At 36.1% G+C, this 23,050-nt stretch carries 18 protein-coding genes, 2 tRNA genes and 1 rRNA gene; 17 read left to right on the top strand and 4 right to left on the bottom strand.

From position 1 onward, the window contains the following. The first annotated feature begins 15 nt into the window (after positions 1 to 15). Positions 16 to 123 (top strand): 5S ribosomal RNA (rrf, locus tag C1T31_RS08135). 138 nt (positions 124 to 261) lie between these two features. Here rrf and C1T31_RS08130 read toward each other — a convergent pair. After that, positions 262 to 1,401, bottom strand: coding sequence for an acyl-CoA dehydrogenase (locus C1T31_RS08130; protein WP_103051988.1), 1,140 nt, complete (start codon positions 1,399 to 1,401; stop codon positions 262 to 264). Between the two features lie 89 nt (positions 1,402 to 1,490). Here C1T31_RS08130 and C1T31_RS08125 point away from each other — a divergent pair, with 89 nt between their 5' ends. The 9 genes from C1T31_RS08125 to C1T31_RS08085 all read left to right on the top strand — a co-directional run bounded on the left by C1T31_RS08125 (position 1,491) and on the right by C1T31_RS08085 (position 8,762). Continuing rightward, positions 1,491 to 2,555, top strand: a complete 1,065-nt coding sequence (locus C1T31_RS08125) for an anhydro-N-acetylmuramic acid kinase (protein WP_103051987.1) — start codon at positions 1,491 to 1,493, stop codon at positions 2,553 to 2,555. 65 nt (positions 2,556 to 2,620) lie between these two features. After that, positions 2,621 to 3,847 (top strand): Glu/Leu/Phe/Val dehydrogenase dimerization domain-containing protein, encoded by a 1,227-nt coding sequence (locus tag C1T31_RS08120; protein WP_103051986.1) that lies wholly within the window; start codon positions 2,621 to 2,623, stop codon positions 3,845 to 3,847. A gap of 17 nt (positions 3,848 to 3,864) precedes the next feature. Then, complete coding sequence (gene nhaD, locus C1T31_RS08115) at positions 3,865 to 5,256, top strand: sodium:proton antiporter NhaD (protein WP_103051985.1); 1,392 nt, start codon at positions 3,865 to 3,867, stop codon at positions 5,254 to 5,256. Positions 5,257 to 5,309: 53 nt separating this feature from the next. Then, positions 5,310 to 6,011, top strand: a complete 702-nt coding sequence (locus tag C1T31_RS08110) for a MotA/TolQ/ExbB proton channel family protein (protein WP_103051984.1) — start codon at positions 5,310 to 5,312, stop codon at positions 6,009 to 6,011. 1 nt (position 6,012) lies between these two features. Then, on the top strand, positions 6,013 to 6,405 hold the full coding sequence (locus C1T31_RS08105; protein ID WP_103051983.1) for an ExbD/TolR family protein: 393 nt from the start codon (positions 6,013 to 6,015) through the stop codon (positions 6,403 to 6,405). 1 nt (position 6,406) lies between these two features. Continuing rightward, on the top strand, positions 6,407 to 7,288 hold the full coding sequence (locus C1T31_RS08100; RefSeq protein ID WP_103051982.1) for a cell envelope integrity protein TolA: 882 nt from the start codon (positions 6,407 to 6,409) through the stop codon (positions 7,286 to 7,288). A 6-nt stretch (positions 7,289 to 7,294) separates the two neighbouring features. Further along, positions 7,295 to 8,512 carry a bifunctional folylpolyglutamate synthase/dihydrofolate synthase gene (locus C1T31_RS08095; protein ID WP_103051981.1) on the top strand — a complete coding sequence of 406 codons (1,218 nt, stop codon included), beginning with the start codon at positions 7,295 to 7,297 and terminating at the stop codon, positions 8,510 to 8,512. A gap of 64 nt (positions 8,513 to 8,576) precedes the next feature. After that, positions 8,577 to 8,651: transfer RNA gene (locus C1T31_RS08090), tRNA-Val, on the top strand. Positions 8,652 to 8,687: 36 nt separating this feature from the next. Then, a tRNA-Val gene (locus C1T31_RS08085) sits at positions 8,688 to 8,762 on the top strand. Positions 8,763 to 8,816: 54 nt separating this feature from the next. Here C1T31_RS08085 and C1T31_RS08080 read toward each other — a convergent pair. Together C1T31_RS08080 and gldJ are read right to left on the bottom strand one after the other, a co-directional pair. Beyond that, entirely contained in the window at positions 8,817 to 10,103 is a 1,287-nt protein-coding gene (locus tag C1T31_RS08080) for a UDP-N-acetylmuramoyl-tripeptide--D-alanyl-D-alanine ligase (RefSeq protein WP_103051980.1), read from the bottom strand. A gap of 62 nt (positions 10,104 to 10,165) precedes the next feature. Beyond that, on the bottom strand, positions 10,166 to 11,857 hold the full coding sequence (gene gldJ / locus C1T31_RS08075; RefSeq protein WP_207764268.1) for a gliding motility lipoprotein GldJ: 1,692 nt from the start codon (positions 11,855 to 11,857) through the stop codon (positions 10,166 to 10,168). A gap of 263 nt (positions 11,858 to 12,120) precedes the next feature. Here gldJ and porU point away from each other — a divergent pair, with 263 nt between their 5' ends. The 7 genes from porU (at position 12,121) to C1T31_RS08040 (ending at position 22,345) form a co-directional block, all read left to right on the top strand. Continuing rightward, a complete protein-coding gene (gene porU / locus C1T31_RS08070; protein ID WP_103051979.1) occupies positions 12,121 to 15,996 on the top strand; it encodes a type IX secretion system sortase PorU in 3,876 nt (1,291 codons plus the stop codon). 33 nt (positions 15,997 to 16,029) lie between these two features. Beyond that, complete coding sequence (gene porV / locus C1T31_RS08065; RefSeq protein ID WP_103051978.1) at positions 16,030 to 17,268, top strand: type IX secretion system outer membrane channel protein PorV; 1,239 nt, start codon at positions 16,030 to 16,032, stop codon at positions 17,266 to 17,268. 91 nt (positions 17,269 to 17,359) lie between these two features. Next, positions 17,360 to 17,842 (top strand): cytidine deaminase, encoded by a 483-nt coding sequence (gene cdd, locus C1T31_RS08060; RefSeq protein ID WP_103051977.1) that lies wholly within the window; start codon positions 17,360 to 17,362, stop codon positions 17,840 to 17,842. 90 nt (positions 17,843 to 17,932) lie between these two features. Next, positions 17,933 to 18,931, top strand: a complete 999-nt coding sequence (gene pdhA, locus C1T31_RS08055) for a pyruvate dehydrogenase (acetyl-transferring) E1 component subunit alpha (protein WP_103051976.1) — start codon at positions 17,933 to 17,935, stop codon at positions 18,929 to 18,931. Positions 18,932 to 18,934: 3 nt separating this feature from the next. Further along, positions 18,935 to 20,581 (top strand): pyruvate dehydrogenase complex dihydrolipoamide acetyltransferase, encoded by a 1,647-nt coding sequence (locus C1T31_RS08050; protein WP_103051975.1) that lies wholly within the window; start codon positions 18,935 to 18,937, stop codon positions 20,579 to 20,581. A gap of 83 nt (positions 20,582 to 20,664) precedes the next feature. After that, complete coding sequence (locus C1T31_RS08045) at positions 20,665 to 21,669, top strand: M28 family metallopeptidase (RefSeq protein ID WP_103051974.1); 1,005 nt, start codon at positions 20,665 to 20,667, stop codon at positions 21,667 to 21,669. After that, positions 21,662 to 22,345 (top strand): SDR family NAD(P)-dependent oxidoreductase, encoded by a 684-nt coding sequence (locus C1T31_RS08040; protein WP_103051973.1) that lies wholly within the window; start codon positions 21,662 to 21,664, stop codon positions 22,343 to 22,345. Before C1T31_RS08045 ends, C1T31_RS08040 begins: the two co-directional genes overlap by 8 nt. A 1-nt stretch (position 22,346) precedes the next feature. Here the strand turns inward: C1T31_RS08040 and C1T31_RS08035 are convergent, their stop codons facing one another. Next, a complete protein-coding gene (locus C1T31_RS08035; protein WP_103051972.1) occupies positions 22,347 to 23,045 on the bottom strand; it encodes a class I SAM-dependent methyltransferase in 699 nt (232 codons plus the stop codon). Positions 23,046 to 23,050: the final 5 nt, after the last annotated feature.

Raw genomic sequence — 23,050 nt, 5'->3', positions numbered from 1 at the left:
AGTGTCCGAAAGACTTAAGGTGGTTATAGCGACGGGGCTCACCTCTTACCATTCCGAACAGAGTAGTTAAGCCCGTTAGCGCCGATGGTACTGCACTCGTGGGAGAGTAGGTCGCCGCCTTTTTTGAAAACCCTTTCATTATCCAATGAAAGGGTTTTTTGTTTTGTAAGAGACTTTTTTTTAATTGAAATAAGAAAAATAAAAAAGCTTGGTATATACCAAGCTTTTTCTACTTAAAAAAAGTATTATATTTTTATTCAATTATCTAGTAATACCTCTCGAAATCACTATTTTCTGAATTTCTGAAGTACCTTCATATATTTGAGTGATTTTTGCATCACGCATTAATCGTTCTACATGATATTCTTTTACAAAACCATTGCCACCATGAATTTGAACGGCTTCAACAGTTTGTTCCATAGCAACTTTACTGGCATATAGTTTAGCCATTGCACTGGACATATCGTAATTATTGCCTTGGTCTTTATCCCAAGCGGCCTTCATGACTAACATGCGTGCAGCTTCTATTTCGGTATGCATATCAGCTAATTTAAATGCAATTGCCTGGTGATTACAAATCTCGGTTCCAAAAGCCTTACGTTCTTTAGAATATTTTAATGCCAATTCATAGGCGCCTGAAGCTATTCCTAAAGCTTGAGCAGCAATTCCAATGCGTCCGCCTGAAAGCGTTTTCATGGCGAACTTAAACCCAAAACCATCTTCACCAATTCTATTTTCCTTTGGAACTTTTACATCGTTAAATTGCAGTGTATGTGTATCGCTTCCACGAATTCCTAACTTATCTTCTTTTGGACCAATATCAAAACCTTCCATTCCTTTTTCAACAATAAAGGCGTTGATGCCACGATGTCCTTTATCTCGATCGGTTTGGGCTATTACTAAATATACGTCGGAACGACCACCATTGGTTATCCAGTTTTTTGTTCCATTAATAACATAATGATCACCCATATCTATTGCTGTAGTTGCTTGCGATGTTGCGTCACTACCAGCTTCGGGCTCACTTAAACAAAAAGCTCCTAAATACTCTCCAGTAGCTAATTTTGTAAGATATTTTTGTTTTTGCTCTTCAGTCCCATAGGCTTCTAACCCATAACAAACCAAAGAATTATTTACGGAAACCATAACCGAGGCAGATGCATCAATTTTAGATAATTCTTCCATAATTAAAACATACGAAATCGCATCCATACCACTTCCTCCATATTTCGGGTCAACCATAATCCCAAGGAAACCAAGTTCGCCCATTTTACGAACCAATTCGTTAGGAAATGTTTGTGTGTTGTCACGTTCAATAACACCTGGAAGTAATTCGGTTTGTGCAAAGTCGCGAGCAGCATCGCGAATCATAATATGCTCTTCTGTTAAGCTGAAATCCATAATCTAGTTTGCTTGTTTATTTGAAAAATTGATTGCAAAGATAAAGCATTATTAGAAGTATTTCAATCGTTATAGTTATTTTTACGAATATGATTATAGACAAGTATAATGTAATTGGTGTCATGTCTGGAACTTCACTAGATGGTATAGACATTGTTTATGCAACTTATAATTTTGATGAAAGATGGAAATTTGAGATTCATAAAGCTGTGACTTTTCCCTATTCAGAACGTTGGAAAAAAATTTTAAGCGATTTGCCAAATGAATCGATGACTTTCCTACAAGAGATTGATAAAGATTTTACGGCTTTGTTAGCAGAAAAAATTAAGGTTTTTATTGATGTTAACGGAATTGAAGATATTGATTTTGTTGCTTCCCATGGGCATACAGCGTTACATCAACCTGAAAATAAACTAACGTACCAAATTGGCAATATTCCAGATTTGGCAGATATTTTAAAAAGAAAAGTTGTTTGTGATTTTAGAATTCAAGATGTTGAACTTGGTGGTCAAGGCGCACCATTAGTGCCCATAGGTGATCAGTTATTGTTTTCAGATTATGACTACTGTTTGAATTTAGGTGGTTTTGCAAATATTTCAACTGATATAAATAATGAACGTATAGCATATGATATTTGCCCAGTAAATATTGTACTAAACTACTATATGAGTCAAATAGGAAAGGATTTCGATGATAAAGGTCAATTAGCTGCAACTGGAGAAATTTATGAGCCTCTTCTTGATAAATTAAATGCATTACATTTCTATCATTCCGATTATCCAAAATCATTAGGTTATGAGTGGGTTAAGGAGCATATTTTTCCTTTGATAGCTTCATATAAGTTAGACCTGAATGACATTTTGAGAACATTTATAGCTCATTGCGCTTATCAAATTTCAAAAGAGATAAACAAAAAAGATCATGCGAAAGTGCTTATTACAGGTGGAGGAACCTATAATGACTTTTTGATTTCTGAAATAAAAACAATGACGAAAAGCACACTTGTGTTACCGGAGAAAATGTTGATTGAATATAAAGAAGCGTTGATATTTGGTTTATTGGGCGTTCTAAAAATACGCAATGAAGTAAATTGTTTAGCGAGTGTAACGGGAGCATCAAAAGATCACAGCTCTGGTAAAATATTCGAGCCCTAAAATTATTATAAAATTAATATATACCGATTTTTAGTTTTTTATATTTGTTGACAATAACTAACTACATGAAAAATTTACTTCAAAAGTACGAAGACAAAGCTCCCGAAATAATTTTTAATTGGAAAGACCCTGAAACAGAAGCCGAAGGCTGGACCGTTATTAACTCATTGAGGGGTGGCGCTGCTGGAGGCGGCACAAGAATGCGTAAAGGGCTGGATATGAATGAAGTGCTGTCGCTTGCAAAGACTATGGAGGTTAAATTTACAGTGTCTGGACCCGCTATTGGCGGTGCAAAATCCGGAATCAATTTTGATCCCAAAGATCCCAGAAAAAAAGGTGTTTTAGAGCGTTGGTATAAAGCAGTTTCTCCATTATTGAAAAGCTATTATGGTACTGGAGGAGACCTGAATGTTGACGAGATTCATGAAGTTATTCCAATTACTGAAGAAAGTGGTGTTTGGCATCCTCAAGAAGGTGTTTTTGAAGGGCATTTTAAGCCTTCTCAAGCAGATAAAATCAACAGAATAGGGCAGTTACGTCAAGGAGTTATTAAGGTAATTGAAAATCCAAACTATTCTCCAAGTGTATCCCGAAAATATACAGTAGCCGATATGATTACTGGTTTTGGAGTTGCCGAAGCCGTCAAACATTATTACGATATTTATGGAGGTAGTATTAAAGGGAAACGAGTGGTTGTTCAGGGGTTTGGTAATGTAGGGTCTGCAGCGGCGTTTTATATATCGAAAATGGGAGCTAAAGTTGTTGGGATTATTGATATAGCTGGCGGCTTAATTAATGAAAATGGATTTTCGTTTGAGGAAATAACCGATTTGTTTTTAAATAAAAATGGTAATACACTATTTGCTGATAATCTGATTTCATTTGAAGAAATGAATCGTAGGATTTGGTCTTTGGAAACAGAAGTATTTATGCCATGCGCAGCATCAAGATTGATAACCAAAAATCAAATTGATGAAATGATCAAAAGTGGATTAGAGGTCATTTCATGTGGTGCTAATGTGCCTTTTGCAGATAAGGAAATTTTCTTTGGACCTATAATGGAGTATACAGATGGTAAGGTGAGTTTAATACCTGATTTTATTTCAAATTGTGGAATGGCCAGAGTATTTGCCTATTTTATGGAACGACGGGTTCAAATGACAGATGAAGCTATTTTTAACGATACATCCAATACTATAAAAAAAGCATTGCAAAATGTTTATAACCAAAGCCAATCAAAAACAGAATTAAGTAAAACAGCATTTGAAATTGCATTAGGACAATTAATTTAAAAAGATAAAGAAAATTTATGGAGTCATTAATTATCATAGTTTTTGTAGTAGGTTATTTGGCTATTACACTTGAACACAATTTAAAAATAGATAAACTCATTCCAGCTTTAGTTATGATGTCCTTGTGCTGGGCTCTCATAGCATTAGGACTAGAACATTTTCCGCAATGGTTTGATTCAGCCAAACATAATTTGATGGAAAACTTTGGGTTGCTAGATCATGAGGAGAAAATGCATCTCATGGAAGAAACACTATTGCATCATCTTGGTAAGACAGCAGAGATATTAGTATTTTTATTAGGTGCCATGACTATTGTTGAAATAATCGACTATTTTGATGGATTTTCTACCATTAAAACGTTCATAAAAACTAAGAGCAAAAAACGTATCTTATGGATATTCGGGTTTTTGGCGTTTTTCTTATCAGCGATAATAGATAATTTAACCGCAACCATAGTTTTAATATCCATTCTGCAAAAAATAGTTCCGGATAGAAACGTTAGAATCTGGTATGCAGGATTAATTATCATTGCAGCAAACGCAGGAGGAGCATGGTCGCCAATTGGAGATGTTACTACAACCATGCTTTGGATTGGTAAAAAGGTTTCTACTGGACATTTATTTGTGTATTTGTTTGTGCCATCGTTATTATGTATGTTGGTACCTTTCTTTATTGCAAGCTTTTTGCCTGCATTCAAAGGTGATTTGGAGTATGATGATCAGGATGATAAACCGAAAAGTCGTTTCAGTTCCACGATGTTGTATTTAGGTTTGGGTGGTATTGTATCTGTTCCAATTTTTAAAACCGTGACCCATTTGCCACCTTATGTAGGTATGATGCTGGCTTTAGGTGTTGTGGCAGTTTTTGCTGAAATTTATAGCTCTTCAAAATTTAGTTTATCTGGTTTAGATTCAGAACATGACGATGCCCATGGAGCACATAGTCCTGTTCACCATTCGCTTTCAAAAATTGAAATGCCCAGTATTTTGTTCTTTTTAGGAATATTAATGGCGGTTGCCGCACTAGAGTCTTTGGGTATTTTGTTTGGTTTTGCAACATCTTTGCAAGAGAATATGCCGATGCTAGGTACTGAATTACACCATGAAGGGGTTTCTGACTTAGTGGTGCTATTATTAGGTGTTGGTTCTGCTGTAATTGATAATGTCCCATTAGTAGCTGCCAGTTTAGGAATGTTTTCAGTACCAATGGATAACGAATTATGGCATTTTATAGCCTACTCGGCAGGAACAGGCGGTAGTATGCTTATAATAGGGTCGGCTGCCGGAGTTGTTGCAATGGGTATGGAAAAAATTGATTTTTTCTGGTATTTGAAAAAGATTTCATGGCTGGCTTTAGTTGGATTTTTAGTAGGTGCAGTGGCATTCATGTTTACAAGAACCATTTTTTGATATAATTTAGTGACAAATCGCACGTTATAAGTTTAAAATAGACTAATTAAAATATGATAAATTCTTTTATCCAAGAAGTTCAGGAAGGTTCAGAAGTTTTAACTGATGGAGAATCAGTGGAAAAAACCCTATCCATTATTGAGTTGATTACCAGTGGCGGAACAGCAGGAATGCTAATTATATTGCTTTTGTTTGTTTTGTTGATTATGGCTACATATATATACTTTGAAAGACTTTTTGCCATAAAGGCGGCTTCTAAAATAGATAACAACTTTATGAATCAAATTAAAGACCATGTTAGTAATGGTAAGATTGATTCAGCTCAAATGCTGTGTGCACAGGTTAACTCGCCAGTATCTCGCCTCATTAGTAAAGGTATTACGCGTATCGGAAAACCATTGGAAGATATCAATACCGCCATAGAAAATGCTGGACGTTTAGAAATTTATGGTCTTGAAAAAAATGTCAGTATGCTGGCAACAATTTCAGGTGCCGCTCCTATGATTGGATTCCTTGGTACCGTAATTGGTATGATTTTGGCAATATTTGAATTGGCTAATGCTGGCGGAACCATTCAAATGGATGTGTTGGCAAGTGGATTATATACAGCCATGACAACAACTGTAGCAGGTTTGATTGTTGGTATTGTAGCTTATATTGCTTACAACCATTTGGTTGTTAAAACCAATAAGGTAGTTTATCAGATGGAGGCCAATTCTTTGGAGTTTCTAGATCACTTAAACGAACCTATTTAATATGGATATTAGAGGGAGAAATAAGGTAACACCGGAATTCAATATGTCATCCATGACTGATATTGTGTTCCTGTTACTGATATTTTTTATGATAGCATCTACATTAGTAACGACTAGTGCTATTGATATTATATTGCCTAATGCCAGTGGTAAAACTGAAAATAAAAAATCGGTTGCAGTGAGTATTACAAAGGATTTACGGTATTATGTAGACGAAAAGTTGGTTGGTGAAAGTGTTTTAGAAACAGAAGTTTTAAACGCGCTGTCCAACCAAGAGCAACCAACATTGGTTTTGCGAGCAGAAAAAACAGTTCCTGTAGATAATGTTGTCAAGGTTATGGATATTGCCAACAGAAATAAAATTAAAGTGATATTGGCTGTAAAACCAAATTAAAGTGAAGTATTTAGAGACCAAACATGAACGAAATTCAGCAAAAATAACAACATTGATTGTGGTTATTTTATTGTTGCTATTGTTTGTGGTTGGCCCACCTTATATGGATCCTCCCATAGAATATGGTGTTGCTGTCAATTTTGGCAATAGTCCTGTTGGAGAGGGTAATGTTCAGCCTAAAAAACCTGTTAAGTCCGAACCTCAAGAGGTACAGAAACCGGTGGAGGAAGTATCTGAATCCAAACTAGAAACTTCAGCACCAGCTTCATCTGAAAAAGTTAAAACCGAAGATGTTTTAAATCAAGAGAATCAAGAAGCCATCGCCATAAAAAAACAAAAGGAGGCTGAACGTAACGCAAAATTAGAAGCAGAAAGAAAAGCCAAAGCAGAGGCTGACGCCGGAGCAAAGGCTGAAGCAGAACGGATTGCTAAAGAAAAGGCTGAACAGGAAGCTAAAAAGAAAAAGTTGGACGCCTTAATAGGCGGTGTTAGTAAATCAGAGGGTACAGAAACTGGTGGAGAAGGTGATGACAAGGCATCTGGAGATAAAGGGCAATTAGATGGCGATCCTTATGCACCTAGTTATTTTGGGAGTTCTGGGTCAGGAAAAGGAGGTGTCGGCTATGGGCTCAATGGAAGAGGAAGACCATCCAATAAAACATATAAGCAAAATTGCAATGAATATGGTTTAGTTGTAGTAAGAATAGAAGTAGATAAAAATGGCAATGTTACCAAAGCTGAACCTGGAGTACAAGGAACCACCAATACTGCATCATGTTTATTAGAACCTGCTAAAAAGATTGCTTTGTCGTTTCAGTGGCCAGCTGATAATAATGCACCTACTAAACAAATAGGTTTTGTTAGTATTAACTTTGAATACTAATATTACATGACATATCAAGATACTTTAAATTGGATGTTTTCGAAACTTCCAATGTATCAAAGGCAAGGAAAATCGGCTTATAAAGCAGATTTAAAAAATTCCATTAATCTTGCAGCCCATCTTAATAATCCTCAAAGCAGATTAAAATTTATTCATGTAGCTGGAACTAACGGTAAAGGTTCAACTAGCCACATGTTAGCATCCATATTACAAGAATCAGGGTTAAAAGTCGGCTTGTTTACTTCGCCGCATTTAAAGGATTTTAGAGAGCGTATCAAGATCAATGGGCAGATGGTTAGTAAACAGTTTGTCATGGGTTTTATCAAACGTAATCAAACGTTTTTGAATGATAATCACTTGTCTTTTTTTGAGATGACTTCGGGTATGGCATTTGATTATTTTGAAAAACATCAAGTCGATATTGCTGTTATAGAAGTTGGATTGGGTGGCAGATTGGATTCCACAAATATCATAACGCCTCAAGTTTCAGTAATAACCAATATTGGTTTTGACCATACCCAGTTTTTAGGGGATACTTTGGAGAAAATTGCTTTCGAAAAGGCTGGCATCATAAAAGAAAATATACCAATTGTAATTGGTGAGAGTCATAATAAAACGGAAGATGTTTTTAGGCACATCGCCAAAGAAAAAAATGCACCTATTTCTTTTGCTGATAAGGATAACCACGGTAGTTATCAAACAGACTTAAAAGGACACTATCAGCTACATAATATAAAGACCGTACTTGAAACTATAGAGGCTTTAAAAAGGATAGGGTATAAAATAAACGACGAGGCTATTAAAAAAGGATTGTCGCATGTTGTGAAAAACACAGGATTACAAGGGAGATGGCAGATTTTGGGAACCAATCCAAAAATTATTTGTGATACAGCACATAACAAAGAAGGTTTAGAATTGGTTATGGAGCAATTAAAAGCTGAAAGTTACCATAACTTGTTCATGGTTTTTGGGGTGGTCAATGATAAGGACATTGATTCTATCATTCACTTATTACCAAAAGATGCCTACTATTTATATTGCAAACCGAATGTACCAAGAGGTATGAAAGTTGATACATTAAAAAATAAGTTTGATGATTTTAGTTTTCAAGGAGAAGCTTGTTTTAGTGTTTCAGATGCCTTGGAAAATGCAAAAATAAAAGCCACATCTGAAGATTTAATTTACGTAGGCGGAAGTACCTTTGTAGTTGCGGAAATTATTTGATTTTTTTAGTAAAAAAGTTTTTGCGGTAAGAAAAACTAATTTATATTTGCAATCCAATTACAGAGGGCGATTAGCTCAGTTGGTTCAGAGCACCTCGTTTACACCGAGGGGGTCGGGGGTTCGAATCCCTCATCGCCCACAAAAAGTCCGTCATAAAGCGGACTTTTTTATTTTCGGGTCATTAACTCAGTTGGTTCAGAGTGTTACCTTGACAGGGTAGAAGTCACTGGTTCGAATCCAGTATGACCCACAAAAAAATCCTAATGTTTGCGCATTAGGATTTTTTGTTTAAGGTAAATACCAACTAGTCCCATAAATCAAGTACACGCTCAAGTGCCATGCCTCGGGACCCTTTTATTAGTATCAAGGAATTTTTAAAATTAGATGTATCCGCAGCTTCTTTAAAATCCGAAAAGGATTTATAAAAATCAATTGTGCTGTTGTTGTTTTTGGTTTCATAAAAATTTTCTCCAATTAGAATCATTTTGTGAAACGACATGGATTCTACAAGATTTTTTATGGCTTCATGTTCAGCAGGAGCTTCATTTCCCAATTCAAACATATCACCAAGTATAACAACTTTATTTTGATGATTTTGATTGTTGAAATTATGTAATGCTGCTGACATGCTAGTTGGGTTGGCATTATAAGCATCAAGTATAATTTTTACATTTCCTTTGGTAATTATCTGTGAGCGATTATTGGCCGGTATGTATGCTTCAATGGCAGATTTGATATCATTAATAGGTACACCGAAGTAATTACCTATAGCAATAGCTGCTGAAATATTTCCAAAATTGTAGTTGCCTATCAAATTACTGTGTATGACAGTGTTTTTAAATTCAATGGAAACGAAAGGATCGGCATCAAGGAAATCTATGGTTGTTTCGTTGGAATTTTTTTGAGAGCCAAAAGCAATAGTTTTTGCGTTAATAGTCTTTTCCACCTGAATAGGATCATCGGTGTTTATAAAAATATGTTTGTTATGATTAATCAAATGTCGATACATTTCAGTTTTTCCTTTTATAACGCCTTCAACACCACCAAATCCCTCTAAATGGGCCTTACCAAAATTGGTAATGTAGCCAAAGTCGGGTTTTGCTATACTGCATAGGAATTCAATTTCTTTTTGATGATTAGCACCCATTTCGACGATTCCAATTTCTGTATGTTTGGTCATTGATAACAGCGTTAGTGGCACGCCAATATGATTATTTAAATTCCCTATTGTTGCTGTTGTGTTATATTTTTTTGAGAGAACGGCATTAATAAGTTCTTTGGTAGTTGTCTTGCCATTACTACCGGTTAATGCTAAAATTTTTAAACCTAAATAATCTCTGTGAAATGTTGCTAGGCTCTGAAGTGTTTTCAATACGTTTTGAACAAAAATCGTATTTGGTTGGTCAATGAATTCGGGTTCGTCTACAACTGCGTATTTGGCACCTTTTTCTAATGCCTCTTGAGCAAATTTGTTTCCATTAAAATTATCACCTTTTAAGGCAAAAAACATGGCATTTTCAGAAATTTTCCTTGTGTCAGTTGTTACGAAATCACATTCTAAAAAGCAGTTGTGGATTTGGTTTATATTCATAAAATAAATGTATAAAAAAAGTCCTGACTCTTGTCAGGACTTTTAATTTATTTGAAAACTAATTAGTTTTTAGTTTTATTCTTACTTTCTGATTTAGAACCTACACGAGACATAGCACATCTAAATCCAATATAGTCAGTTGCCATATCTTGTGGGAAGTAACGTCTTTGAGCAGGATCTAACCAATATTCACGATCTCTCCAAGAGCCTCCTTTATAGACCCGTACTTCATCATTGATTAATGAGGTACGTTTATCTGACTTGTCATATTCTTTAATCATTTGTCCAGAAGAATCCGTTTCGATACTATGTTGAGGTGAATTGTACATTTTACGTGTCGCTTTCATTTCACCACCTTCAGCACCTTCTTCCTCGTCAAAATTTTCACGATAATATCTAGATGAACTTTGATCACCATCTCTAAAGTTTCTATTATCACTTCTGTCGAATTGGGTTCTTAAATAAGTCTCATCTTCATCAACAGGTACCGTAGCAATTTCACCAGGTAGGTCTCTTGCAACTATTTTACCATTAGAAAGTGTATCAAAGACAATTTCTCCTGGCATGACAACCTTAACAGTACCATCTTCGTTTAACTCATTTTTAGTATAAACGTTTCCACGATAGTAATTAAAATCGTTAAACTCATCATCAACGATAGGTCTATACACATCGGCAACCCATTCAGCTACGTTTCCTGCCATATCATATAAACCATAATCATTAGGCTCATAAGATTTTACGGCATTGGTAATATCAGCACCATCGTCAGACCATCCAGCAATTCCACCGTAGTCACCTTTTCCTTGTTTAAAGTTAGCCAATTGGTCGCCACGAACTTTACGTTTTCCAGAACGTGTGTATTGACCGTCCCATGGATATTTTTTACGACCTCTGTAGATGTTGTAGTTTCTGATAGATGTCAAGCCCAATGCAGCATATTCCCATTCAGCTTCTGTTGGGAGTCTATATTTAGGTGAAATAATACCAGTTTCTCTGGTAGCATGAACATTAATGGTATCACCTGAAGCCGTTGTTTGAACACGTCTTCTTGTGTTAGCAGGATTCGTGATACTATCATTACCTCCATAAACCTTTGAAGGAGCATTGATATAGGTATCAGTACTGAAAGTAGCATCAGAAGAAACTGAATTTAATTTCGCATCTCTAGCAATATACCCAGCATCTTCTAAATACATTTCGTTAACACGGTCAGAACGCCAGTTTGCAAATTCAACTGCCTGAATCCAACTAACACCAACAACAGGGTATTCTTGATAACCTGGATGACGCAAGTAGTTTTCAGTCATAACTTCATTATAACCTAATCGATTCCTCCAAACTAATGTATCTGGAAGGGCACCATCATAAATCTTTTTAAAATTATCTTCAGATGGTGGATAAACACGCTTAATCCAATCTAAATATTCCAAATACATAAGATTGGTAACTTCCGTTTCATCCATATAGAATGATTGAACGTGTTGTTGGTTAGGTGTATTGTTCCAATCATGCATAACATCATCTTGAACTTTACCCATTGTAAACGTTCCGCCTTCAACCATTACAAGACCAGGAGCAGCTTCCTGTCCCTTATAACTTGTATTGTATTGAAAACCGCCGTCTCTGGAATTTATGTCCCAACCAGTAGCTCTGGAGCTGTTAGAGCTGGATGATCTTTTACAACCAACCATTGTGACCGATACCGCTAAAACAAGAAGTATCTTGACTGTTATTACTTTTTTCATATCCATACTTTTAAGTAAGCCATTAATATTTTTGGTGACGCAATATAAGAATTATACCTAAGAATACAAGCAAATTTTTGATTTTTAAGTAAAAAAAAGTGCATTTCGTCCTATTTATGATGCATTACAACGATGTTTTTTGTGTATTTCATCGTCGTTTTAGTGTCATATAACGTCTGATTTTCTATTTTATTATTGTAAATTTGGTTCGTTTTTCAAAAAAGTGTTTTTTTTCATAATAAGACTATGTAAATAGCGTTATTTGTGTAATGAAAAAGAAATTAGTACTGCTTACCATTTTTACTACGCTTGCTGCCTTTTCGCAGCAAAAAACATTTAATATTAATTGGGGAGAAGATGCCAAGGTATTCGGTACAGAGTCTTTTGTCACATCAATGCCTAGCTTTAGTGCTGAAAACTATTATTACAATCCATCGGAAGGCCTTTGGTTTGTGGCTCAATGGGATATACAAGAATTGGTTGATGAAACTTCTATTAGCCTGTCTAACGTAGCGTCTGCTCCAATTTCAAATACTGATTTGGCAGGCTTAAATCGGGCAACTATTCCAAATCAGGTAAAATTTGAATTACATAATTCAATTGCTCGTGATAAAAAATCAGCTTTTTTAAAGGTTTCCCCAATCATTAGAGAGAATGGTGTTTATAAAAAAATAACCTCATTTACGGTTTCTTACAGAAATTCTGGTTTGGGCCAAAGAAGCTCTAATATAAGAACTATAACTAACTCGGTTTTAAGTTCTGGTAGTTGGTACCGATTTCAGGTTGACAAAACAGGTGTTTTTAAATTGTCTAAATCATTTTTGGAGCAACTGGGAATTAATCTTAACACGGTTGACCCCAGAAGTATCAAACTTTATGGTAATGGTGGAAGAATGATTCCTTATGAAAATTCAGAAAACTATCCTTATGATATTCAGGAAAATGCGATTCGTATAATTGGTGAAACGGATGGGTTTTTTAATGATCAGGATTATATTTTGTTCTATGCAGAAGGTCCTAAAGGTTATGATGTCTCAAGAAATACTAATATTAATTGTTACACGGACTTAACGAATTACTATATTAATATAAGTCCAGGGAATGGAAAACGTATTCAACCGTTTATTCAGCCCTCTGGTAATATTGACATGGTAATAGATTCCTTCCAGAATTACCAATTTCACGAGTTGGATGAATATAACGTAGCAAGTGTTGGAAGACGCTGGTTTGGAGATAAATTTGATGTGGAAACCAATAAATCATTTGAATTCAATTTTCCTAACATTATTACAACTGAGCCAGTAAAATTTAAAGCTTTCGTTGCTGGAATTTCTGAAATTCCAACAAGCATGCAAATAAACGTTAATGGTAATGCTATTAGTAACATAACCATTCCTGCCATAAATGAAAATACGCTAGGTAGTGGGGCTGACTATGAAGGGGATATCAATGTAGGTTCAGAAAATATAAGAGTTGATTTGGCGTTTGATAATAATGGCAACCCATCTGCAGAGGCTTTTATAGATTATATTTCTTTAGAAGCCACAAGAGCATTAACTTATTCGGGGCAGCAATTCACTTTTTATAATCTAGATGTGGCTTCAGCATCGGGAATCGCTCAATACAATGTTTCCAATACCTCTCAAGTTTCAGAAATATGGGACGTGACCGATATTTATAATGTTAGAAATTATGTGAATTCTAATTCTGATGCAACCATCAGCTTTACATCACCTTTAGGTACATTAAAAAAATATGCAGTTGTTGGTTCAGGAAATTATTATCAACCATTACCCACTTCTAATCCATTTGTTTTTAACCAAAATTTAAAAGGAACAATATTTAATAATGCACAAGGTGTTTTTGAAGATATTGATTATTTAATCGTGACACCTGCTAATTTTTTTAGTCAAGCAGAGCGCTTAGCCCAAATCAATAGAAATCAGTATGGACTTAATGTTAAGGTGGTTGGCTTAAACCAAATTTATAATGAGTTTAGCACAGGCAACCAAGATATTGGAGCTATAAGGAATTTAGTTAAATACATTTATGATAATGCCAGTAGCCCCGAAAGAAGGTTGAAATATTTATGTTTGTTTGGTGATGGATCCTATGATTATAAAAACAGACTACCTGTCAATACCAATAATATGCCTTCATGGCATGCATATGATAGTTTTACGTTAACCGGTTCATTTGTTTCTGATGATTTTTACGGAATGATGGATGAAAATGAAGGAGGTATGGAAACCTTTAATAAACTGGATATTGCTGTTGGTAGGATTCTAGCTGAAACGCCTCAAAGGGCCAAGCAAATGGTAGATAAGATTGAATCTTATTACATAGAAGCTTCATACGGTAATTGGCGTAATAATTTTGTCGTTGTTTCAGATGATGTAGATGAAGATTGGGAACGAGATTTGCAATTAACGACAGATAGAATAGCTGATGAAGTATCAAGTGAAAAACCATTCATAAATTCAATCAAGATTCATAGCGATGCTTTTTTGCAGGAGACTTCTGCAGGTGGAGATAGATACCCCAGAGTAAACACAGCTATTAATAATGCCATAGAAAAAGGCTCACTGATATTAAACTATTTTGGACATGGTGGAGAAGATGGCCTGGCAACTGAACGTATATTTGAAAAAATTGATGCTCAAGAACTTAATAATGTTTGCAAGTTAAATTTGTTTGTTACGGTAACCTGTGAATTTACACGATTTGATAATCCAATGAGGCCAACAGCTGGCGAATATACCTATTGGAATAGTGATGGCGGTGCAATTGGTTTGATTACTACTACTAGGCAAATTTTTGTAAATGTTGGTCGAAACTTCAATGAAACCTTAAGCGAATACTTGTTTTCTTATAGTGACAATGATGACTATGAAGATTACGAATATCCTACAATGGCGGAAGCTTTAAGGCTTACTAAAATTGATCCGTTAGTGACAACAGCAGGGCAAAAGCGATTGGTGTTTTTTATTGGCGATCCTGCAATGAAATTGGCTTTTGCCAAACCTAACATCAGATTGACTAAAATAAACGACGTTCCTATTAACCAGTCCAATGAAGTTTTAAAGGCTTTAAGTCGGGCAAAGTTGTCCGGTGAAGTAACCAATTTACAAGGAGAAATTGTCATTGATTATAATGGTGTTTTGTCTGTAGTTGTTTATGATAAAAATATTGAACGGCAAACTTTAGGAAATGATAATACGTCGGATGCTGGAGGGCGTATTATTATGGACTTTGAAACTTTAGGAGCTGCCATATTTAGAGGTCAGGCAACAATTACTAACGGCCAATTTGAATTCGAATTTATTGTACCAAGGGATATTGAAATTCCTGAAGGAAATGGTAAAGTGAGTTTTTATGCCAAAAGAGACAATGCATTGGAAGATCAAGCTGGAGCCAATATAACAGATGTTATTATAGGTGGTTTAAACGCAGATGCCCCAGAGGATAATGTGGGTCCAGTTATTAATTTATATATGAATGATGAAAGTTTTGTGTCAGGAGGCATCACCAATGAATCACCCAGCTTATTGGTTAAACTAGAAGATGAAAACGGTATTAATACAGCAAACGGTATTGGTCACGACATTGTAGCTATCATTGATGGTGATGAAACCAATCAATATGTTCTTAATGATTATTATGAAACAGAATTGGATAATTACCAAAGAGGTTCTGCTAACTATCCGCTTCGCGATTTAGAACCAGGTCTTCATACCTTAACACTCAAAGCTTGGGATGTTTATAATAATTCATCAACTTCTGAAATCCAGTTTGTGGTGTATGATGAAAATCAAGGATTGGTTATAAATAATGTGTTAAATTATCCAAATCCTTTTGTGAATTATACAGAATTTTGGTTTAATCACAATAGTTCGGACCCTTTAGACGTTTCTGTACAGATATTTACCGTTTCAGGTAAATTGGTTAGAACACTTAATGGACAAACCAATACCACGGAATGCTGTGGTCAAGGTGGTTCTGCCTTATCTCGAGATATTGTTTGGGATGGTCGTGATGATTTTGGAGATAAAATAGGTAAGGGGGTCTATATTTATAAATTAACTGTGAGATCCCCATTAATGAACAAAACTGTTGAAAAAATAGAGAAACTTGTAATACTATAATAATAAATTATATTTGTTAAATAAATTGAATACATGAAAAACCGAATTTTAATACTTATTGCCTTATTCACTGTAACATATATGAATGCCCAAACGGTGGTAATTCCTGATAACTTTGATTCACGAGTTGTAACAACTGGTGTACCATTTTTATTGGTAGCTCCGGAAGCCAGAGGAGCCTCTATGGGTGACATGGGTGTTGCCACATCAGTTGATGTGTTTTCGCAACAATGGAATGCCTCAAAATACGCGTTTTCGGAAACCAAGCAAGGTGTTGGTGTTAGTTATACACCCTACCTCACAAAGATAGTTAAGGATATTTCTCTTGGTTATCTTTCATATTTTAACAGGATCAATGAGCGAAGTGCCTTTGCTGCTAGTTTTAAGTACTTTGGACTTGGTGAAATAGAATTGGTTCAAGACGAAAATTCAACACCACTTATAGTAAAACCAAATGAAATGGCATTGGATGCGTCATATTCGCTTAAATTGAGCGAACAATTTGCAATGGGTGTAACCATGCGTTATGTAAGATCCGATTTAAAAATTGATGCAGTTGACCCAGAAGCCATAGCAGCAAACACGTTTGGCGTAGATATTTCAGGTTATTATCAAAGTGAGGAACAAGCTTACAGTAGCTTTAATGGTAGAACGCGTTTGGGATTTGCAATCCAAAATATTGGGCCTAAATTTAAATATGATGAAGGTGGTCAAGAAAACTTCCAGCCAACAACCTTACGATTAGGTGGTGGTTTTGATTTTATATTAGACGATTTTAATAAAATCTCCGTTACAGGTGAAGTAACCAAATTATTGGTGCCTACACCTCCAGTTTATGGAACTGAATATGAATATACAGATACCAATGGTAATGGTCAATATGACCCAGATGAGGATGAATTGGGAGCTGTTGTGAATCCAACGGTAATAATAGAAGGTAAAGATCCTGACGTAGGGTTCTTTCAAGGAATGTTCCAGTCATTTGGTGATGCACCAGGCGGATTTAGTGAAGAAATGAAGGAATGGACTTGGGCATTGGGTGTGGAGTACTCCTATCAAGATGCATTTGCCGTTCGCGCTGGCTATTTTAATGAAGCTGAAGAAAAGGGAGCGAGACAGTTTTTTGCTATTGGAGCAGGATTTAAGTATAATATCATTGGTGTTGATTTATCCTATTTGTTTTCGGCTTCCAAAGTCCAAAACCCATTGGAAAATACCTTGCGTTTCTCCTTGTCATTTAATATAGATAGAGGCGCTTATCAGGAATACTAAATATGATATAAACACAAAACTCAAAAACTATTGCACTCGCAATAGTTTTTTTGTCTAAAATTGTTTCTTAAATTAGTCATTATACTTTTCTATGAAAGAAGTCAAAATAGAGTCATTTTTACAGGTCTATGAGAGTTTTGATGAACTTCCAGAACATGTGAAATCCTTAATGCAAGAGGCCATGAAGGCCAGGGAAAGGGCCTATGCACCTTATTCTAATTTTAGCGTGGGTGCGGCAGTGCTTCTGGAAAATGATGAGGTTGTTACCGGGAACAATCAGGAAAATGCCTCCTATCCGTCAGGTCTTTGTGCCGAACGTACCGCTATATATTATGCGGGATCTCAATTTCCAGATGTCAAAATCATGCGCATGGCGTTAACTGCTGGCTCTAGAAAAAAGCAGACTGTTGCGCCAATTCCTCCTTGCGGAGCCTGCAGGCAAGCTATTGCTGAATACGAGGTTAAACAAGAAGCTCCTATTGAAATTTACTTTATGGGTGAAACAGGAAAAGTTGTAAAGTCTGATTCTTTGGCCAATTTATTACCATTGGTTTTTGATAAATCTTTTCTATAACGTTTTCGAAACAAATTTTACAAATTTCAGTTTTTTCATTACTAACTAAAGTGTTACTTTTGTTAATCGTTTACTTAATTAACGTAATCAATGCAAAAAATAACGAAAGAAGTTTACCTGAAATGGTATGAGGACATGCTATTCTGGAGAAAGTTTGAAGATAAACTAGCTGCAGTATACATTCAACAAAAAGTGAGAGGTTTTCTTCACTTGTATAATGGTCAGGAAGCTGTTTTGGCTGGTGCGCTACACGCTATGGACCTGTCCAAAGACAAAATGATCACGGCATATAGAAATCACGTACAACCCATTGGTATGGGTGTTGATCCAAAACGTGTTATGGCAGAACTTTATGGTAAAGCTACTGGTACATCTCAAGGATTAGGTGGTTCTATGCACATATTCTCGAAGGAACATGGTTTCTATGGAGGTCACGGTATTGTTGGTGGACAAATTCCTTTGGGAGCAGGTATGGCATTTGGAGATAAATACAACGAAACAGGAGCTGTAACTTTATGTTATATGGGCGATGGTGCTGTAAGACAAGGATCTTTACATGAAACCTTTAACATGGCAATGAACTGGAAATTACCGGTTGTATTTATCTGTGAAAATAATGGTTATGCCATGGGTACTTCTGTGGAAAGAACGGCCAATCATACAGATATTTGGAAGCTAGGTTTAGGTTACGAAATGCCATGTGGGCCTGTTGATGGGATGAATCCGGTAAAAGTTGCGGAAGCCATGCACGAAGCGATTGATAGAGCACGTAGAGGTGATGGACCAACATTCTTGGAAATGAAAACATATCGTTATCGTGGTCACTCTATGAGTGATGCACAACACTACCGAACTAAAGATGAAGTAGAGGAGTACAAAAAAATAGATCCTATCGAGCAAGTGAAAGACATCATTCTTGAAAAGAAATATGCCACTGAAGCCGATATTAAGAAAATTGATAAACGTGTGAAAGATTTGGTTAGTGAATGTGAAAAGTTTGCTGAAGAATCACCTTGGCCAGAAAAGAATGTTATGTACGATACTGTTTATGAGCAGGAAGATTATCCATTTTTACAACATAAATTATAAGCTATGGCAGAGATTATAAACATGCCTCGTTTGAGTGATACCATGGAAGAGGGAACGGTTGCTACTTGGTTGAAAAAAGTGGGTGACAAGGTTGAAGAAGGCGATATCCTGGCTGAAATAGAAACCGATAAGGCCACCATGGAGTTTGAATCTTTCCATGAAGGCACTTTATTGCATATTGGTGTTCAGGAAGGGGAAACGACTAAAGTAGATGAATTGTTAGCTATTATTGGTGATGAAGGAGAGGATATATCCGATTTGCTAAACGGACAAATCTCCGAGAAAAAAACTGAAGACAAAGAATCGAAAAAAGTAGAAAACAAAGAAGAAACTTCGAGTACTGATGAGGACTCCGCAAAAGAATCACAAAGTAGTGAATCAGTTGATTTACCAGAAGGTGTTACGGTTGTAACCATGCCACGCTTGAGTGATACCATGGAAGAAGGAACTGTTGCTACCTGGTTGAAAAAAGTAGGTGATACTGTTGAAGAAGGTGATATTTTGGCTGAAATAGAAACGGACAAAGCGACAATGGAGTTTGAATCATTTCAATCTGGTACGCTTTTACATGTTGGATTACAGGAAGGAGAATCGGCTAAAGTTGATGCCCTTTTGGCTATAATTGGTCCTGCAGGAACAGATGTCTCTGACGTAGCTAAAAACTTTAAAGCTGCAGGAACATCTTCAGAACCTAAAAAAGAGGAGGCACCAAAAAAGGTTGAGCCTAAACAAGAAACGACATCAACACCAGCTAAAGTTGACGCGCCTGAAGAAAAGCAACCAACAGTAACTAATGGAAGAGTGTTTGTTTCGCCTTTGGCTAAAAAAATGGCCGAAGAACGCGGGATTAATTTATCACAAGTTGCCGGATCTGGTGAAAATGGTCGTATAGTCAAGCGAGATATAGAGAACTTTAACCCAGCTGCCTCATCTGCAGCTTCAGTTGGTAAATTTGTACCAACGGGTCAAGAGGATTTTGATAAAGTGAAACATTCACAAATGCGTAAGGTCATTGCGAAACGTTTGGCCGAATCAAAATTCACAGCACCTCATTATTATTTGAATGTGGAGTTTGATATGGAAAATGCCATGGCGTTCCGTCAACAATACAATTCGATTCCAGATACCAAAATATCATTCAACGATATTGTTATAAAAGCTTGTGCTTTAGCTCTTAAGAAGCATCCACAGGTTAATTCGCAATGGTTTGATGATCGTATGCAATTAAATAACCATGTTCACATTGGGGTTGCTGTTGCTGTACCAGATGGGTTAGTGGTACCTGTTGTGCGTTTTGCAAATGAGCAGAGTTTACCACAAATTGGAGCTGCTGTCAAGGATTACGCCGTAAAAGCCAGAAATAAAAAACTGACACCTCAAGAAATGGAAGGAAGTACCTTTACTATTTCCAATTTAGGTATGTTTGGTATTGAGAGCTTTACATCCATTATTAATCAGCCAAATTCAGCGATTTTGTCTGTTGGAGCTATTGTCGAAAAACCGGTTGTTAAGAATGGTGAGATTGTTGTCGGTCATACCATGAAACTTACTATGGCATGTGATCATAGAACCGTTGATGGGGCTACAGGAGCTGAATTCTTATTGACCTTGAAAGGTTATATCGAGAACCCTATTACCATGTTGGTTTAAGTGAAGTTATCCGAAAATTATACGAATCCCACTTGAATTATTTCAAGTGGGATTTTTTATCTTTAAACTTTAAAAAAATATAGATGAAAAAAATAATCATTCTCCTTGCCATGGTTTTAGCATTTGGTTGTAAATCCACCAAGTCAACAAACCCAGAGATTCAGCAAACAGATACCGTTCAAGAAACTATAAGCAAAAAAGTTGTAGAGCCCAACAAGGCTGAAATTAAACAATCGATTCAAGAAAGCATGGAGTATTTGGCTTCGGATGAGTTGGGAGGAAGGGCAACTGGCTCTGAAGGAATTGAGCTGGCAGCTGTTTATATTGAAAATTTTTTAAGGAAGAATCACATCCAGCCCTACTTTGAAAGTTATCGTGACACCTTTAAATTAAAAGATATTATTGGTTACAATATTGTTGGTGTGGTTGAAGGGAATGACCCTAAACTTAAAAACGAGTTTATCATTTTAGGTGGGCATTATGATCATATTGGATTGGGTAAAGAAGTCAACGGTGATAACATAGCTAACGGTGCCAATGATGACGCTTCTGGAACTATTGCTGCAATGGAGTTTGCTAGATATTTTGCAGAAAGTAAAACAAACAAGCGTAGTATTTTGGTAACCTTGTATGCTGCCGAAGAAATGGGGTTGAAAGGTTCAGCGCACCTCGCCGAACGCCTAAAAAATGAAGGTTTTAATGCCTATACCATGATTAATTTTGAAATGATAGGTGTGCCCAGATCTTCTGATATGTCTATGTCCTATATGAGTGGCTACGAACGGTCTAACTTTGCTGAAACATTAAACCGTTATGCTGGAGAGGAAGTTGTTGGTTTTTTTCAGCAAGCTAAAGAATTCAATTTATTCATGAGGTCCGATAATTTTCCATTTTATCAATCCTTACACATTCCGGCCCATGCCATTTCTACTTTCGATTTCACTAATTTTGACTATTACCATCACGTTGATGATGAACCAGATAAAATGGATTATGATCACATGGCATCATTTGTTGCTAAAATGTTACCAGCAATAGAAGGCATGATGAATGCAGAAACTAAAGAAGTTGTTTTAAAAGATGAGTAAAAATATAATTGTAACTGGTACAAGCAGAGGAATTGGATTTGAGTTGGTACACTTATTTGCCAAGCAGGGATATCATGTTTTAGCACTTTCAAGAAATGCACAGCCAGTCAACAACTTGCATTTTGAGAACATCACATCCATAGCTTTTGATTTATGTAATCAAAATGATTATCAAAAGGTTTCGGAATTTATAAGCCATGAATGGGGACATGTGGATGCATTGGTCAACAATGCGGGATTATTACTCAACAAACCTTTTTTAGAAACCTCTATAACGGATTTTGAAATGGTATATCGTACTAATGTTTTTGGTGTTTCAGAAATGATTCGGACGGTTTTACCATTTATGAAGGATAGAGGTCATGTTGTAACCATAAGTTCTATGGGTGGCATTCAGGGCAGTGTCAAGTTTCCTGGATTAGCGGCTTACAGTTCCAGTAAAGGCGCTGTCATTACATTAACAGAATTATTGGCCGAGGAATATAAAGATTCAGGGATATCATTTAATGCGTTAGCTTTGGGTGCTGTTCAAACGGAAATGTTGGAAGAGGCCTTTCCAGGTTATCAAGCACCGACAACTGCTTTAGAAATGGCGAACTATATATCAGATTTTGTATTGAATGGGCATAAATTCTTCAATGGCAAAACACTTCAGGTTTCCAATTCGACACCTTAATTCATTTTTCTGCTATGCCAATCATGATGTAGCGATTGTCTTTTGGTACCATCCTTTCAATTAGGGTGTCGAAATGACCAAGAATTTGACGTTGTTTTTCAGATTTTCCAAAAGCCCCAAAGAATCCGACCGTATGGTATTTTAGACTTTTATATGAATCAAATAAGTTGACCAAGGCCTTTAACTTCATATAATACCATTTGCTTCCCCAGCCCACAAATTTTTTGCGAGCATACATATGTAAAAATGAACCTTCAAGGTTTTCAATAAAAACAACACGTCCACCTGGTTTTAAGCTTTTATAGATTGAATCGATTGTTTGTTGTTCCAAACGTTTGCCTGTGTCTATGCTAACACCACCTAAAACCGATTTAAATACGACCAAATCAAAATGATTTTCATACGGTATGTTAGAAGCGTCTATGGCTTCGTAGCGAATATGTTGATCACATCCGTGTTTTTGATGTAGCGCAATTGTTTTATCCAATTCATGTTGCTGGTCGGTGTAACTCACATCAGAACAAATGACTTGGTTATTATTTAAAGCCAACCAAAGCGATAGACCTCCTTGTCTGGCACCTAATTCAAGGCATTTATAGCCTTTGTCCTTAACATCTAAATGTTTATTCCAAAAATCAAAGCTTTTGGACCAGTTCACAATATCCCAACCAATAATATCATTAATTTGTTCTTTTTTCATTATTG

This window comes from Hanstruepera neustonica (assembly GCF_002895005.1).
Taxonomy (GTDB): Bacteria; Bacteroidota; Bacteroidia; order Flavobacteriales; family Flavobacteriaceae; genus Hanstruepera; species Hanstruepera neustonica.
This window is presented reverse-complemented; position numbering and strand designations above follow the sequence as displayed.

Excerpts from the sequence above, each read along its gene's own strand:
- porV (WP_103051978.1), top strand. The coding sequence starts at position 16,030 with ATGAAAAACCGAATTTTAATACTTATTGCCTTATTCACTGTAACATAT.
- porU (WP_103051979.1), top strand. The coding sequence starts at position 12,121 with ATGAAAAAGAAATTAGTACTGCTTACCATTTTTACTACGCTTGCTGCC.
- C1T31_RS08110 (WP_103051984.1), top strand. The coding sequence starts at position 5,310 with ATGATAAATTCTTTTATCCAAGAAGTTCAGGAAGGTTCAGAAGTTTTA.
- C1T31_RS08045 (WP_103051974.1), top strand. The coding sequence starts at position 20,665 with ATGAAAAAAATAATCATTCTCCTTGCCATGGTTTTAGCATTTGGTTGT.
- C1T31_RS08120 (WP_103051986.1), top strand. The coding sequence starts at position 2,621 with ATGAAAAATTTACTTCAAAAGTACGAAGACAAAGCTCCCGAAATAATT.
- gldJ (WP_207764268.1), bottom strand. The coding sequence starts at position 11,857 with ATGGATATGAAAAAAGTAATAACAGTCAAGATACTTCTTGTTTTAGCG.
- cdd (WP_103051977.1), top strand. The coding sequence starts at position 17,360 with ATGAAAGAAGTCAAAATAGAGTCATTTTTACAGGTCTATGAGAGTTTT.
- pdhA (WP_103051976.1), top strand. The coding sequence starts at position 17,933 with ATGCAAAAAATAACGAAAGAAGTTTACCTGAAATGGTATGAGGACATG.
- C1T31_RS08130 (WP_103051988.1), bottom strand. The coding sequence starts at position 1,401 with ATGGATTTCAGCTTAACAGAAGAGCATATTATGATTCGCGATGCTGCT.
- C1T31_RS08125 (WP_103051987.1), top strand. The coding sequence starts at position 1,491 with ATGATTATAGACAAGTATAATGTAATTGGTGTCATGTCTGGAACTTCA.
- C1T31_RS08105 (WP_103051983.1), top strand. The coding sequence starts at position 6,013 with ATGGATATTAGAGGGAGAAATAAGGTAACACCGGAATTCAATATGTCA.
- nhaD (WP_103051985.1), top strand. The coding sequence starts at position 3,865 with ATGGAGTCATTAATTATCATAGTTTTTGTAGTAGGTTATTTGGCTATT.
- C1T31_RS08080 (WP_103051980.1), bottom strand. The coding sequence starts at position 10,103 with ATGAATATAAACCAAATCCACAACTGCTTTTTAGAATGTGATTTCGTA.
- C1T31_RS08095 (WP_103051981.1), top strand. The coding sequence starts at position 7,295 with ATGACATATCAAGATACTTTAAATTGGATGTTTTCGAAACTTCCAATG.
- C1T31_RS08035 (WP_103051972.1), bottom strand. The coding sequence starts at position 23,045 with ATGAAAAAAGAACAAATTAATGATATTATTGGTTGGGATATTGTGAAC.
- C1T31_RS08040 (WP_103051973.1), top strand. The coding sequence starts at position 21,662 with ATGAGTAAAAATATAATTGTAACTGGTACAAGCAGAGGAATTGGATTT.
- C1T31_RS08050 (WP_103051975.1), top strand. The coding sequence starts at position 18,935 with ATGGCAGAGATTATAAACATGCCTCGTTTGAGTGATACCATGGAAGAG.